We start from the raw sequence: 14,882 nt of genomic DNA on the forward strand, positions 1-14,882 counted from the left end.
GTCTTTTTTCCGTGGCAGCGGTGATCGACGGACAGCCGCTCAGCCCGGCAGGGAATGCCAGGGTGACTTCGCGGCGCGCTTGTCAAAGGTGTAGGTGGCCGTGCATCCGGCCTCCCGGTTGCGGGCACCGATCAGGTAATCGGCGAAATCGGCATGATCCTGTTCGTAGGCGCGCAAGGCGGCCCAGGCCAGGTGGGGTGCCTCGACGGACAGCTCGGCGGTGGACAGGATCTGCCTCAGCACACCGGCGACGATCCCGCTTGAATACCCGTAGGCGGATTCCAGTACCCAGACGAGCTCACACAGCACGATCGTATCGACCCGGCCAGGGGATTCGGCCGTGCACATGCCCTCGATGAGATCTCCGGCCACAGCCGATTGGGCGGGGTCGTCCTGAACGATATATCGCACCAGGACATTGGTATCGAGACCGATCATTCGTGATCCTGCGCCCGACGGCGGATGGCGGTCTCCATACCCTCGATGGAAACCGAGCGTTTGGGTCTCGGCACCATACCCTTCAGGCGAGTCACCGGCGCGGTGACGGGGAGAAGCTCCACCCGCCCATCTTCATGAATGAGAAACTCCACCTTGTCACCCGTCCGAAGGTGCAGGCGTTCCCGCAAGGCCTTGGGCAGAGTCACCTGCCCTTTGCTGGTCAACGTGGAGAGCATAATTCCTTACCTTTCAAAATCAGCCTTACAAAAGGGTAAGTTTGTGGCCGCGCCACGTCAAATTCGGCCCGAACGCGTCGACGCGCGGCGTAAGCCGACACCCCCCGCCGGCGACAAATATTGGTCAAGTTGCACCCCCTGGGATCAAGACAGCCCCTGGCGCACAAGGCAGCATTTCTTGTACTTCCTTCCGCTGCCGCACGGGCAGGGGTCGTTGCGACCTGTCTTCGGTTCGGACCGAATGTATGGCTCGACATCGGTCCACACCGACGGACCAAGAAGGTCCTGTCGTCGGCGACGTCGTCGAGCCTCTTCCGCCCAGCGAAGCTGGCGCTTACTGATCGCCGCCGGGCGGTAGAACGCCCACGGGTCCCGGAACCGCTCCCAGTCCGGTGCGTCCGCGCCGGCCCCGTAGGCTCGTTCGATATCCCGCTGGTCGAAATGCTTACCGAAGCCTTCCTGGCGTCGCTCCAGGGACTCGATCAAGGGGCGGTGCCGCTCCCTGGGGAAGTCCAGGAGCGTGCTGCACAGGCACAGACGGGTACTCCAGTCCTGCTCCTCATCCGCCACGATCCCGGCCAGCCAGTCGATGGCCTCCTCGAGCCGGGCCGCGTCCTCCCGGGCATGCAGGCTGAGGACCGTGTCCGCCGCGTTGGTGCGTGTATAGAGATCGTAACCACAGTGCTCGGCGAGCACGCGCAAGGGCTCCGCGAGGTCTTCAGGCTTGTTGGCAAACAGGGTAGGCCAATAGCCTGTCAGCCACTCCATCATGTTCTCGTCGCCGGTCGCTTCCAGTCGATGCATGAGATCGATCAGAAACGTCCCGGCCTCCCGGGACGGCAGGCGTCCGGCAATCATGGCGGCGTGGTAGGAAAGCCACCACAGTCCGTCTTCGCCTTCCTCGATGGGATAAGGCTCGCCCATGGCTTCAAGTAACGCTTCGAGTATCCCGTCGCCATGGGCCACGCAGGCATCGATGAGATTCAGCGGAACACGGTCCTGGTCGCACACGAGGAGGGCGACGAGCCGAGGCGGATCGAGAGCGGCAAGGGTTTCGTCCTCGTAGGTGGGCAGTTCTACGTAATTGAGTTCGGCGGTCATGGGTACTCCATTCATTGGCATGAAATGCAAGGCACTTGGCATGGCCGGAAAGCGGTGTCCGTCCCATGGGGCAACCGGATCAATCCCCAGGCCCTCGATAACGCTCCCAGGCCGCCCGCAGACGCGCGGCCACCTGCCGACGCAGGGATGCCGGCGCGGCCACCTCCACATCCGGCCCGTACTTGAGGATGTCCATCAGCAGCTCCCTCGGGTCGGAATAAGGCACCTGGAGCTCGTAAACGTCGCCGTCCCAACGTCCGATCTGGTCGGGGTGCCAATTCTCGTCCGCCACCCAGCGGGCGCGTTCGGAGGTAAAGCGCAACACGGCCCAGTGCTCGACCGTGCCGGTGAAGATGCCGAAGCTTCCGCCCAGGTAGCGGTCCAGGAGGCTGGCGTCCACGGGTCGCAGAGGACCCTCGACAGGTTCCGCCTGGCGAATTCTGTCCAGGGAAAAGGTGCGCAGGGAATTGGCCTGATCACACCAGGCGATCAGGTACCAGTTGTCACGGTAATGCGTGAGACGGTAAGGATGCACTCGGCGCTGGGAAAAGATATCGCGCTCGCGCCCGTGGTATTCGATGTGAAGCGGCATGGATTCGAGCACAGCCGCCGAGACCTGTCCGAACAACCGGTCGTCCACCCGTCTCGGGGCCATGGGCTGGAGGCGCACCCGCTGACTCACCGTTTGCGAGGAATGACCGCTCTCCCCCAGCAGTTTCCGGATACGCCCCTTGAGGGGTCCAAGACTTGGGCCCAGCAGACCGGGCTGCACGGATTCGAGTAGTTGTTCCGTGGCAAGCAGGGCATACAGTTCACTGGCGTTGAACCACAGGCCAGGGAGTTCGAACTCCGGGGCGTTCGGATCATAGCCGTAACCGTTGAGGTTGCGATCATAGGGCAACGGCGCCCCCATGAAATCGCGCATGTAGGCGAGATCCCGCACCACCGTGGCCCGGGACGCGCCCAATTCCTCCATGAGCCGGGCCAGCGGGACAGGCCTGCGGCTGCCCTTGAGCAGCCCGTGAATCCGGTAGATGCGCTCCGCGCGGTTCATAGGCCTTGCTATCCCTCTGATTTTATCCTCGGCCATTCCCTGCGAAGTTTGAGGATACCACCGATGGCAACGGGGAGGCCCGTGGCTGGTGCTGCTTCGGATACCTGGTTGTCGGGCTGAAAGCCCGACCTACCTCATGACGCTCCGTAGGTCGGCCTTAAGGCCGACATCCCGCCATGGTTTGAGCGGGGAAAGGAGGATCCTACGGTCCGGACAGGGCGGCCAGCAGCCGGTCATGCAGGCCGCCGAAACCGCCGTTGCTCATGATGAGCACGTGGTCGCCGGGGCGCACCTCGGCGAGCAACGCGGCCAGCAGGGCATCGGTGTCCGCACAGGCCAGACCATGGGGCAAGGCATCGATCACCACCTGGCTGTCCCAGCCCAGGTCCGCCGGGGCGTGCAGGAACACCCGGTCGGCGGCCGCCAGCGACCCGGCCAGGCGGTCGCGATGCACGCCCATGCGCATGGTGTTGGAGCGCGGATCCAGCACGGCGATGATACGCGCCGCGCCCACCCGGGCGCGCAGAGCCTCCAGGGTCGTGGCGATGGCGGTAGGATGGTGAGCGAAGTCGTCGTAGACCTGGATGCCCGAACGCTCGCCGCGCAGCTGCAGACGCCGCTTGACGCTCTGAAACTTGGCCAGGGCATGGATGCCTTGTGGCACCGGCACCCCGGCGTGGCGTGCGGCGGCCAAGGCCGCCAGGGCGTTGGCCATGTTGTGGCGGCCGATCATTTCCCAACAGACCTCACCCTGAGACTCACCCCGGTAAAGCACCTGGAAACGGCTGGCATCGGGACTTTGCGGCCGCCCCTGCCAGTCACCATGACCCGCCACACTGAAACCCTGCACCGGCGTCCAGCAGCCCTGGGACAGTACCCGGCTCAGGTTCTCGTCATCAGCGTTGCGCACGATCAGGCCCTCGCCGGGCACGGTGCGCACCAGGTGATGGAACTGGCGCTCGATGGCAGCAAGGTCCGGAAAAATGTCCGCGTGGTCGTATTCCAGGTTATTGAGCACCAGGGTGCGCGGGCGGTAGTGGACGAACTTGGAACGCTTGTCGAAGAACGCGGTGTCGTACTCATCGGCCTCCACCACGAAGAACGGCGCCTCGCCCAGGCGCGCGGAGACGCCGAAGTTCTCCGGCACACCGCCGATCAGGAAGCCGGGCCTGAGACCCGCGTACTCCAGGATCCAGGCCAGCATGCTCGAAGTGGTGGTCTTGCCATGGGTGCCGGCCACCGCCAGGACCCAGCGGTCCTTGAGCACGTGCTCGGCCAGCCACTGGGGACCCGAGGTGTAAGCAAGCCCGCGGTTAAGCACGTACTCCACCGCCGGGTTGCCCCGGCTCATGACATTGCCGATCACCACCTGGTCCGGTGCGGGATCCAAGTGGGCGGGATCGAAGCCCTGGGAGACATCGATGCCCTGCTCCGCCAGCAGGGTGCTCATGGGCGGGTAGACGTTCTGATCGGAGCCGGTGACCCGGTAGCCGGCGGCCCGGGCCAGCAGGGCGATGCCGCCCATGAAGGTGCCGCAGATGCCGAGGATGTGTATGTGCCGCAAGCCGGATACCCCGTCAGGACCGCAGCCAGGCGCCCACCACCAGCTCGATCAGGCCGGCGGACAGGATCAGGTACAGGAGCGCCAGACCGAAACCGAAACTCAGCCGGCGCAGGGCCAGGGCGTGCCGGATGATGTTGCCGTAGGCCGCCAGCAGCCAGCCCAGCATGAGCAGGTAGGCAAGACTGATCAGCGGCGGGGTCTGCCCGCCCTGCTCCAGCCCTCCGGCCAGGCTATGGGTAAGCGGCAGCATCACCACGCCCAGCACCACGCCGACCCCGAGCAGGCCGCTGTAGGTCTGCAGGAAGCGCCCGGGATGGCCCACCAGGTGCAGGGCCAGGTGCACCACCACCGCCAGCAGCACCAGCTCGGCAAAGCTCTGGATCATGGCGCTCTGGAAGCCGTAGAAGGGCGTGCCCAGCAGGCTGCCCACCAGCAGGTAGAGCAGCCCGATGATCCCGGCCAGGGTCGAGGAAGCGGGCAGGTCCTGAGGGCCGATCTGCAAGAGGGTCAGTTGCAGGAAAGGTCGGATGATGGCGTACATGCAAGTAGAGTGGCTAGTGGCTAGTGGCAAGGAAATACGAAAAGCTTCTGACCTCGAGGGGGAATCCTCTTGGTACGAATAGGATACCTGAATCCGTGTTCGCGCTTTTCCCATTCAAGGGACGATAGACTAGCCAACTGACGAATTATTGACCTTGCCACTTGCCACTTGCCACTTGCCACTAAATTATGCCCGCCAACCCCCTGCGCCGTCCCAGAACCGCGTTTCCAGAGCGAGCAGGCCACCGCTACGCACTGCTGGTGGACGGCGAGCGCTTCCTGCCCGCCATGCTCCAGGCCATCGAAGCGGCCCGCCGCTACGTCCTGCTGGAACTCTACCTGGTCGAGGATGGCCACTGCGCCGGCAGCTTCGTGGACGCCCTGTGCCGGGCGGCGCAGCGGGGTGTGGCGGTATTCATCCTTCTGGACGGTTATGGCGGGCGTGGCCTGTCCGAGGCGCACCGCCAAGCACTGGCCGCAGCCGGGGTGCAACTGGCCTTCTTCAACCCCCTGAGCCTGCACCGCTGGCGACTGAGCCTGTGGCGGGATCACCGCAAGCTGCTGCTGGTGGACGGGGAGATCGCTTTCACAGGCGGCATGGGCATGACCGATGACTTCGACCCGGCCGTGCGCGGCGAGGCCGCATGGCACGAGGTGATGCTCGAGATCCGCGGACCCTGCGTGCAGGACTGGCAGAAGCTGTTCGAGGCCGCATGGCGGCGCTGGTGCACCGATGCCCGCCGCCTGCCCTCGCCCTCCCGGACAATCGACTCCGCCGGCGGCGGTGGTCAGGTGCTGGGGGAGTTCGGCCACGGCGGGCGAGCGGTGATGTCCTCGACGATCGCCGCCATGGGTCGGTCCCGTTCGCGCATCTGGCTGGCCACCGGCTATTTCGTGCCGACCGGACGCCTGCGCCGCGCCCTGGTGCGCGCGGCCCGGCGAGGGGTGGACGTGCGCCTGCTGCTGCCCGGCCCGCACACGGACCACCCCAGCGTCTGGCACGCGGGCAGGCGCTTCTACGGGCGGCTGCTGCGTTCAGGGGTGAAAATCTACGAATACCAGCCACGCTTCCTGCACGCCAAGTTCCTGCTCTGCGACCAGTGGGCAAGCGTCGGCTCCAGCAACCTGGACCACTGGACCCTGCGCTGGAATCTGGAGGCCAATCAGGCGGTGATGGATGAGGACCTGGCCGGGGCACTGGCGCGCCTGTTCGAGCAGGACTTTGCGCAGAGCCTGGCCTGGCAGGCCGAGGACTGGCGTGCCCGGGGCCGCTGGCAGCGTTTCAAGGAATGGCTGTTCGGCGGCCTGGACGACTGGCTGATGCAACTGGGGGACAGGTATGCCTTGAGGATGGAAAGTGAGAAGTGAGAAGTGAAATGCGATCTTTCAATTCGCACTTCCCAATTCCCACTTCGCACTTGCTCTACTGTCCTTCCTGCCTCTGCCTGGCCTCTTCCGCTTCCAGGACCTCGAGCGCCTCCAGTTCGTCGAACAGGTCGGCGCCCACGTCCCGACCCCGGGCCTCGCCATTGTGGACCAGGAACTCACGGCGCTGCAGGTAGAAGTCCCTGATGGCCGAGTAACGGTCGGCGGCGATGCCGTCGAGCATCTGTTCGGTGGCCAGGAAGCCTGCCCGGGTATCGATGACATAGACGCCCGCGAGGATGTTCCGGCGGCCTTCAGGCTCGTGGTAGTAGAGCGGATTGGTCAGGGCATCCACGTAGAGACTGGGGGCATCGCGCACGGTACTCGGCCCGAGCAGGGGCAGCACCAGGTAGGGTCCGGAGGGCACGCCCCAGTGGCCCAGGGTCTGGCCGAAGTCCTCGTTGCTCTTGGGCAGGTCCATGTGGCTGGCCACGTCGAGGATGCCCAGCAGGCCGATGGTGCTGTTGAAGGTGATCCGGCCGAAATCGTTGAGTGCCGGCTCGAACTTGAGCTGCAGGATGTTGTTGAACAGGTTGGTGACATCGCCCAGGTTGGCGAAGAAGTTACCGATGCCGGTGCGCACCGGTCGCGGGGTCACCTTCACGTAGCCCTGGGCGACCGGCTTGAGCACCGCCTTGTCCACCGCCTCGTTGAACTGGAACATGGCGCGGTTGTAACCCTCCCACGGATCGGCGGGATCCCGCGGCCCCTGGGTGCTCGCGCAACCGACCAGCAGCCAGGCGGCACACAGCAGCCAAACCAGGCGAATGTAAGAGGATGGGCGTGTCATGAACGAATGTCCTTTCCAGGCGATGATGCTGCGTCTCGGCGCAGCCGCCTGACGGGGGTCAACTGGGGTCGCTGGAGTATACGTGATAGCGGTTGCGGCCGTGTTCCTTGGCAGTGTAACAGGCCTCGTCGGCCGCCTTGAGGATCGCACCCAGGTTTCCGCTTTGCCGATCGATGAGCACCAGTCCCTGGCTCACGCCCACCCGGTAGGTCTCTCCCCCGGATACGTAGCTGTAGCCGGCAATGGCATCGCGCAGCTTCTCCGCCACGGCGATCCCCGCCTCCAGTTCGCAGTTCAGGAGCAGGATGCCGAACTCGTCGCCGCCGATCCGGGCGGCGGTGTCCGTGGAACGCACCTGCCGTTCCAGCATGTCGGCCACCTCCCTGAGCACCTGGTCGCCGGCGGCATGGCCCAGGGTGTCGTTGATGGCCTTGAACCAGTCCAGGTCCAGGAAGATCAGCACGTGGGTCTGGCCGCTCTTCTGGCTGCCATCCACGGCCCGGGACAAGCGGGTCTCGAACTCCCGGCGGTTGACCAGGCCGGTGAGCGGGTCGTGGGCCGCCTGGAACTTGAGCTGGCGTGCCAGGGTGCGCAGTTCCGTTACGTCATGGATCACCAGCACGCAGCCCGAGACCCGGCTGAGCCCGGCGCGGATGGTGGAGGTGGTGATCTTCACCGAGTATTCCTGGCCGTCGCGACCCAGCAGCAGGCCGTCGAAGGTGTACGGCCGCGGCTCCCGCATGCTGGCGCTGTGGCGGGCGAGGTTGCCCAGTTCCTTGCGGCTGGACTCGTCCACCAGGTGGAACACCTGCCGGTAGTCATGGCCCTGGACATCCGGCAGGCTGCAATGCCCCATGCGCTCGGCCACCGGATTCATGTACTGGATCAGGCCCTGGGTGTCGGTGGTCACCACCGCGTCGCCGATGGAGCGCAGGGTGTTGGCCAGGCTCACCCGGGAGGCGGTCAGACTGCGGTTCAGCCGCATCACGAAGGCCAGGAAACCGGTGAGCAGGATGCCCAGGATCCCGGCGAACCAGGGGCCATAGACGGTGAGCACCTCGCGCAGGGTGATCACCTCGTCGGGCTGGTAGAGGCCTACCTTGAGTTCGCGCATCAGGTCATGGACCGGATCGTAGTTGAGCGGGATGGTCCAGCCGGCGATCTCGGCGGCATCCAGCGCGGGGTGACCTTGCGGCAGTGCGAACAGGGCCTGGAGCACCCGCTTGGCCAGATCCTCGTCCATGTCCGGCTGCACCGCCAGCGGCCATTCCGGGTACAGGCGGGTGCTGTGCAGGAACGGGAAACCCGGCGTGGTCCGGGCATTGAGGACATGAAACTCGTCGGCGCGGATACGCCCCTCATTGATCCACTGTTCCAGCAGTTCGGTGCGGAAGGTGCCGGCATCCACCTGGCCTGAACGCACCGCCTCCATGACCAGGTCCACCGGAAATCCGGTGAATTCCAGCTGCATGTCCTGCAGCGGCTCGATGCCGTGATCACGCAGTTCCTTCCAGCCCATCCACCAGCCACCGAAACCATCCGGATGGATGGCGGCGAATCGCTTGCCGCGCAGATCAGCGATCTCGCGGATGTCGTCGCGGTCGGCCCGGCTGATGATCACCGCACCGAAGCGGGTGGAGGTGCCGGTGGGGCGCTGGCTGATCAGGGTGGCGATGCGGGTGATACCGTGGCGCTGGTTGAGTGCCACGTAGGAACCGGAGTTGGTGATGACGAAATCCGCCTCGCCACTGGCCACGGCCTCCTCGATGGTGTCATTGGTCAGCGGCAGGATGCGGAACTGCACGCCGGGCAATTGCGATTCCAGGTACTCGGCGGTGGGCGACCACATGCGCACCGCCTCGTCCATGCCTCGGAAGGCCAGCACGCCGATGGTGATCTCATCGTGGTGATGCCAGGCCTTGATGGGCGATGCGAAGACCAGCAGCCACAGGCAGACCGAGGCCGCGACTACCACGGGCTTGCGCCAGGCAGATGACCATGAGCCTTGCTTCATCGTCCGGCGCCCCGGTGCCCGGCAGTGCGCCGCTCAGCGCCCCCGCTGCGCAGCGATGCGCATGCGCAGAGCATTGAGTTTGATGAAGCCTTCCGCATCTTTTTGATTATAGGCACCGGCATCGTCCTCGAAGGTGGCGATGGAGGCGTCGAACAGACTGTCGGTGGTCGACTGGCGACCGGCGACGATGACGTTGCCCTTGTAGAGCTTGAGACGCACCACACCGTTGACGTGCGCCTGGGAGGCGTCGATGAGCGCCTGCATCATGCGCCGCTCCGGGCTCCACCAGTAGCCGTTGTAGATAAGGCTCGCGTAGCGGGGCATCATCTCGTCCTTCAGGTGAGCGGCCTCGCGGTCCAGGGTGAGGGACTCGATGGCCCGGTGGGCCTTGAGCAGGATAGTACCGCCGGGGGTCTCGTAACAGCCCCGGGACTTCATGCCCACGTAGCGGTTCTCCACCAGGTCCAGACGACCGATGCCGTTGGCACCGCCGATGCGATTGAGTTCCGCCAGCAGGGTGGCCGGGCTCATGGCCTTGCCGTCCAGGGCCACCGGGTCGCCGTTCTGGTAGGTGATCTCCACGTAGGTGGGCTGATCCGGGGCGTTCTCCGGAGACACGCTCCAGCGCCACATGTCCTCCTCTGCCTCGAACCAGGGATCCTCCAAGGGGCCGCCCTCGTAGGAGATGTGCAGCAGGTTGGCGTCCATGGAGTACGGCGACTTCTTGCCGCGCTTCATCTCCACCGGGATGCCGTGCTGTTCGGCGTAGGCCAGCAGCTTTTCGCGGGAGTTGAGGTCCCACTCGCGCCAGGGGGCGATGACCTTCACGCCGGGCTTCAAGGCATAGGCGCCCAGCTCGAAGCGCACCTGGTCGTTGCCCTTGCCGGTGGCGCCGTGGGAGATGGCGTCCGCGCCGGTCTCGTTGGCGATCTCGATCAGGCGCTTGGCGATCAGCGGCCGGGCGATGGAGGTGCCCAGCAGGTACTCGCCCTCGTACAGGGTGTTGGCGCGGAACATGGGGAACACGAAGTCCCGCACGAACTCCTCGCGCAGATCATCGATGTAGATCTCCTTCACGCCCATGGCCTGGGCCTTGGTCCGGGCCGGCTCCAGCTCCTCCCCCTGGCCGATGTCGGCGGTGAATGTCACCACCTCGCAGCCGTAGGTATCCTCCAGCCACTTGAGGATCACGGATGTGTCCAGCCCGCCGGAATAGGCAAGCACCACCTTTTTCACGCCACTGGCCATGGAGGAACCTTCAAAGAAAAAGTTGAGGATAGGGGGCGGGATTATACGTAAGGGGAGATTCAAAGTTCAAAATTCAAGATTCAAAGGGGTTCTCTGTCCTTTGAATCTTGAATTTTGAATCTTGAATTTATATCGCCCCTATGGCGCCAGCCAGACCGTCGCGCGGCGGTTCAGGGCCCAGGCGGCCTCGCCCTCGCCCGGGTCCAGGGGCCAGGTGGCGCCGAAGGAACGCAGCTCGATGCGGTTGCGGGGGATGCCGTAGACATCCAGGAAGGTACGCACCGCCTCGGCGCGACGCCGGGACAGGGGGTCATTGATGGTGTCGCCACCGCGCACGTCGGCATGACCGGCCACGATCACCCGCATGTGGCGCTGGGCGCGCCAGGCGGTGAGGACCTCACGCAGGGTCTCGTGGGCCCGGGCATCCAGGCGGCTCAGGTTGGTGTCAAAATGCACCCGCCACTCGGCCACCGGCCGGAAATCCAGCTGGATCATGCCGGCCCGGCAACGGCTGAATTCCGCCTGCACATCCCGGAAACGCACCGTGGAGACCGCCGCCGCCACCTGGAAGCCGCCGGCCCCGGGGGACGGATGCTCCACGCTCAGCTGGTAGCCGGCCTCCAGGGCGTGAAAGAGTTCCAGGGTGGTGGCCCTGTCCAGGCTCAGGGTCCGGGCCTCGGAGCCCACGTCCGCCAGGTGCCGGGGACGCAGGTCATGACGCCAGTTGGGCGGCACCAGCACCAGCCGCGCCTCTCGGCCCGAGGCGCCGGAGAGATCGGTATCCAGCCTGAATCCCAGCTCGTGGCCGGCCCGCTCCTGGAAGCGCGCCACCCCGTAGCGGGGGATCTCGTGGCGCAGTTCGCAGGCATCCGGCGCGCTGCTGACCGTCCAGAAGGACTGCTCCAGGCGCGCGCCGAACTCCACCCCCGCCCAGGCGGGCGCGGCGGCAAACAGCATGAGGATCGCCATAAGTCGGGCCATAGACCCTGTATCGGCGGGCGTGTGCGGGACTTTAGAAGAACCTGCCGCGCAGAAGCGGAGGCACAGAGCAATGCATAAGGCGTGGACAGGATTGACATGATTAACAGGATTGTCGGGAATCTCGTTCAGAAATCCCGTTAATCATGTCAATCCTGTCAACAAAGCTTTTTCTCTGCGTCTTCGCGTCTTTGCGTCGAAGGCTTTCAGGGGCAGGGAATCTACTTCCGCTTGGGCGCCATGATGTCCGTGACGCTGCCGTGGGCCACCTCAGCGGCGAAGCAGATGGTTTCGGACAGGGTCGGGTGGGGGTGCACGGTCAGGCCGATGTCTTCCATGTCGGCACCCATCTCCAGGGCCAGCACCGTCTCGCCGATCAGCTCGCCAGCGTTGGGGCCGACGATGCCGGCGCCCATCACCCGGCCGTGTTCGTCGAACAGCAGCTTGGTCAGGCCGCTGTCGCCGCCCACGCTGATGGCCCGGCCGCTGGCGGCCCAGGGGAACACGCCCTTGGTGTACTCGATGCCCTGGGCCTTGGCCTCGGTCTCGGTGATGCCCATCCAGGCCACCTCCGGGTGGGTGTAGGCCACGGAGGGGATGGCCCGGGCGTCGAAGTGGGACTTCTCGCCGGCGGCGACCTCGGCGGCCACCTTGCCCTCATGGGCCGCCTTGTGGGCCAGCATGGGCTGGCCGACGATGTCGCCGATGGCGAAGATGTGGGCCACGTTGGTGCGCTGCTGCTTGTCCACGTTGATGAAACCGCGCTCATCCACCTGCACGCCTGCGGCCTCGGCATTGATCTTCTTGCCGTTGGGGCTGCGGCCCACGGCCACCAGCACCCGGTCGAAGGTGTCTGTCTCCGGGGCCTTGCCGCCCTCGAAGCTCACCTTGATGCCCTGCCTGGTGGCCTCGGCCCTGGCCACCTTGGTGCCGGTGTAGATGGCCTCGTAGCGGCCCTTGATGCGCTTCTCCAGCGGCCGCACCAGATCGCGGTCGGCGCCGGGCATGAGCTCGTTGGACAGTTCGCAGACCGTCACCTTGGCGCCCAGGGCGTCGTAGACACAGGCCATTTCCAGGCCGATGATGCCGCCGCCCACCACCAGCAGGCGCTTGGGCACGTCTTTGAGCATCAGGGCGTCGGTGGAATCCATGACGCGTTCGTCGTCCCAAGGGAAGCCGGGCAGCTTCACCGCCTGGGAGCCGGCGGCGATGATGGCCTGCTCGAAACCGATCACCTGCGTGCCGTCCTTGCCCTCCACCGTGAGGGTGTTGGCAGAGGAGAACTGCCCCGTGCCATGGACCACGCGCACCTTGCGCTGCTTGGCCAGCTGCTTGAGGCCGCCGGTGAGCTTGCCCACCACGCCGTCCTTGTAGCTGGCCAGTTTCTTGAGGTCGATCCTGGGCTTGCCGAAAGTGATGCCGTGCTCGGCAAAGGCCTCGGCCTCCTCAATCACCTGGCCCGCATGCAGCAGGGCCTTGGAGGGGATGCAGCCCACGTTCAGGCACACGCCGCCGATCTCGGCGTAACGCTCCACCATGACCACGTCCAGGCCCAGGTCTGCGGCGCGGAAGGCGGCGGTGTAGCCGCCAGGACCGGAACCCAGTACCAGTAGCTGGCAGTTGATGTCGGCGTCGCCGGGGGCGGTGGCCGAGGCCTTGGCCGCCGGTGCCTTGGCTTCGGACTTGGCAGACTTGTCGGCGGGCTTGGCCGCCTCGGCCTCGTCCACCTCCAGATCCAGGATGGCGTCGCCCTGGGAGACCTTGCCGCCCTTCTTCACCTTGAGCCCCTTGACCTTGCCGGCCTGGGGCGCGGGGATGTCGATGCTGGCCTTCTCGGATTCCAGGGTGATGAGCGGGTCTTCCGGCTTGACCTTGTCACCGGGTTTCACCAGGACGTCGATGATCTCCACGCCCTTGAAATCGCCGATGTCCGGCACCTTGATCTCAACCACCTTGCCCATGGCAAAACTCCGATTTGTTCTCGTATGTTCAGACCCTACGTGACAAGCGATGGGCCACAGTTGCCTGTAGGTCGGGCTTCAGCCCGACAACGGCGGCTCCGACGGGCACCGGCGTCGGGCTGAAGCCCGACCTACGACCGGCACCCCTTCTTGCCTCTTGTCTCTTGTATCCTGCCTCTCGCGCCTTCCTACAGAAGCATCCTGCGCATATCCGACAGCCGGCTGCTCAAAAAGGTCGTGAAGCGTGCGCCCAGCGCGCCGTCGATGACCCTGTGATCATAGGACAGGGACAGGGGCAGGATCATGCGCGGGGTGAATTCCTTGCCGTTCCACACCGGCTGCATCTTGGCCCGGGAGACGCCCAGGATGGCCACCTCGGGGGCGTTGACGATGGGCGTGAACGAGGTGCCGCCGATGCCGCCGAGGCTGGAGATGGTGAAGCAGCCCCCCTGCATATCGGCGGGCTTGAGCTTCTTGTCCCGGGCCTTCTGGGACATCTCCTGCAGGGCCCGGGCGATATCCACCAGGCTCATGCGGTCCACGTCGCGGATCACCGGCACCACCAGGCCGTCAGGCGTGTCCACCGCCACACCGACGTGATAGTACTGTTTGAGGATCAGGTGCTCGCCGGTGGCATCCAGGGAGGCGTTCACCCGCGGGTATTCCTTGAGCGCCGAGACCACCGCCTTCATCAGGAAGGCCAGGAAGGTGATCTTCACCCCCTTGTCCTTGTATTCCTCGGCCAGGGTCTTGCGGAAGGACTCCAGCTCGGTGATGTCCGCCTCGTCGAACTGGGTGACGTGGGGGATGGTCACCCAGTTGCGGTGCAGGTTCTGACCGGTGAGCTTGTTGATCTTGGTCAGCGCCTGGGTCTCCACAGGACCGAACTGGCTGAAGTCGATCTCCGGCATGGGCGCCACGCCCAGACCGCCGCCGCCCTGGGCGAGCGCCCGCTTCACGTAGCCCTGCACGTCTTCCCTGAGGATGCGCCCCTTGGGGCCGCTGCCGTCCACGGCGCCCAGATCCACGCCCAGTTCCCGGGCGAAACGGCGCACCGTGGGCGAGGCATGGGCCTTGCGGAAGCCCTCCTCGTTGACCAACCCCGCCGTGGGCGAGGGGCGCGGACCGGCGGGCCGCGCGGGCTCGGCGGCGGACCCGGTGTCGGCGCGCTCCGGCTCGGCGGCCTTGGGCGAGGGCGCCGGTTCGGCGGGTTTCTCCGCGGCCTTCTGCGCCGGCTTTTCGGCGGGCGCGCCGGCCGCGGCCTCCATGTCGGCGATGGCATCGCCCTGGGAGACCCGGTCGCCCTTTTTCACCTTCAGCGCCTTGATGACACCGGCGCCCGGGGACGGGATGTCGATGGTGGCCTTGTCGGATTCCAGGGTAATGAGCGGGTCCTCGGCCTTGACCGCGTCACCCGGCTTGACCAGCACATCGATGATTTCCACGTCCTTGAAATCCCCGATGTCCGGGACCTTCACCTCAACCACGTTGCTCATCTCGCAACTCCAGTGTCTTGTAATCGATCAACGCAAC

At 65.5% G+C, this 14,882-nt stretch carries 13 protein-coding genes; 1 reads left to right on the forward strand and 12 read right to left on the reverse strand.

Going from position 1 to position 14,882, the window contains the following annotated elements:
• Positions 1-39 precede the first annotated feature (39 nt).
• From TGR7_RS12275 to TGR7_RS12300, 6 genes are all read right to left on the reverse strand, one after another.
• A complete protein-coding gene (locus TGR7_RS12275; protein WP_012638996.1) occupies positions 40-438 on the reverse strand; it encodes a type II toxin-antitoxin system VapC family toxin in 399 nt (132 codons plus the stop codon).
• Positions 435-674 carry an AbrB/MazE/SpoVT family DNA-binding domain-containing protein gene (locus TGR7_RS12280; RefSeq protein WP_012638997.1) on the reverse strand — a complete coding sequence of 80 codons (240 nt, stop codon included), beginning with the start codon at positions 672-674 and terminating at the stop codon, positions 435-437. The genes TGR7_RS12275 and TGR7_RS12280 overlap by 4 nt, the downstream gene beginning before the upstream one ends.
• 144 nt (positions 675-818) lie before the next feature.
• Positions 819-1,775, reverse strand: a complete 957-nt coding sequence (locus TGR7_RS17910) for a YecA family protein (RefSeq protein WP_012638998.1) — start codon at positions 1,773-1,775, stop codon at positions 819-821.
• A gap of 79 nt (positions 1,776-1,854) precedes the next feature.
• Positions 1,855-2,829, reverse strand: coding sequence for a helix-turn-helix transcriptional regulator (locus tag TGR7_RS12290; protein WP_012638999.1), 975 nt, complete (start codon positions 2,827-2,829; stop codon positions 1,855-1,857).
• 202 nt (positions 2,830-3,031) lie between these two features.
• Positions 3,032-4,393, reverse strand: coding sequence for a UDP-N-acetylmuramate:L-alanyl-gamma-D-glutamyl-meso-diaminopimelate ligase (gene mpl / locus TGR7_RS12295; RefSeq protein ID WP_012639000.1), 1,362 nt, complete (start codon positions 4,391-4,393; stop codon positions 3,032-3,034).
• 13 nt (positions 4,394-4,406) lie between these two features.
• Positions 4,407-4,934: a hypothetical protein gene (locus TGR7_RS12300; protein WP_012639001.1), complete on the reverse strand. Its 528-nt coding sequence runs from the start codon at positions 4,932-4,934 to the stop codon at positions 4,407-4,409.
• Positions 4,935-5,122: 188 nt separating this feature from the next.
• Here TGR7_RS12300 and TGR7_RS12305 point away from each other — a divergent pair, with 188 nt between their 5' ends.
• On the forward strand, positions 5,123-6,301 hold the full coding sequence (locus TGR7_RS12305; RefSeq protein ID WP_012639002.1) for a phospholipase D-like domain-containing protein: 1,179 nt from the start codon (positions 5,123-5,125) through the stop codon (positions 6,299-6,301).
• A 55-nt stretch (positions 6,302-6,356) separates the two neighbouring features.
• Here TGR7_RS12305 and TGR7_RS12310 read toward each other — a convergent pair whose 3' ends face one another.
• From TGR7_RS12310 to aceF, 6 genes are all read right to left on the reverse strand, one after another.
• Positions 6,357-7,148, reverse strand: a complete 792-nt coding sequence (locus TGR7_RS12310) for an MlaA family lipoprotein (RefSeq protein ID WP_012639003.1) — start codon at positions 7,146-7,148, stop codon at positions 6,357-6,359.
• A gap of 58 nt (positions 7,149-7,206) precedes the next feature.
• Positions 7,207-9,162, reverse strand: coding sequence for a diguanylate cyclase (locus tag TGR7_RS12315; protein ID WP_012639004.1), 1,956 nt, complete (start codon positions 9,160-9,162; stop codon positions 7,207-7,209).
• Positions 9,163-9,195: 33 nt separating this feature from the next.
• Entirely contained in the window at positions 9,196-10,410 is a 1,215-nt protein-coding gene (locus TGR7_RS12320) for an argininosuccinate synthase (protein ID WP_012639005.1), read from the reverse strand.
• A 138-nt stretch (positions 10,411-10,548) separates the two neighbouring features.
• Positions 10,549-11,391: a MotY family protein gene (locus TGR7_RS12325; RefSeq protein ID WP_012639006.1), complete on the reverse strand. Its 843-nt coding sequence runs from the start codon at positions 11,389-11,391 to the stop codon at positions 10,549-10,551.
• Between the two features lie 218 nt (positions 11,392-11,609).
• Positions 11,610-13,349, reverse strand: coding sequence for a dihydrolipoyl dehydrogenase (gene lpdA / locus TGR7_RS12330; RefSeq protein WP_012639007.1), 1,740 nt, complete (start codon positions 13,347-13,349; stop codon positions 11,610-11,612).
• Between the two features lie 188 nt (positions 13,350-13,537).
• Positions 13,538-14,845, reverse strand: coding sequence for a dihydrolipoyllysine-residue acetyltransferase (gene aceF / locus TGR7_RS12335; protein ID WP_012639008.1), 1,308 nt, complete (start codon positions 14,843-14,845; stop codon positions 13,538-13,540).
• Positions 14,846-14,882: the final 37 nt, after the last annotated feature.

The sequence above is a fragment of the Thioalkalivibrio sulfidiphilus HL-EbGr7 genome, assembly GCF_000021985.1.
GTDB lineage: Bacteria > Pseudomonadota > Gammaproteobacteria > Ectothiorhodospirales > Ectothiorhodospiraceae > Thioalkalivibrio_A > Thioalkalivibrio_A sulfidiphilus.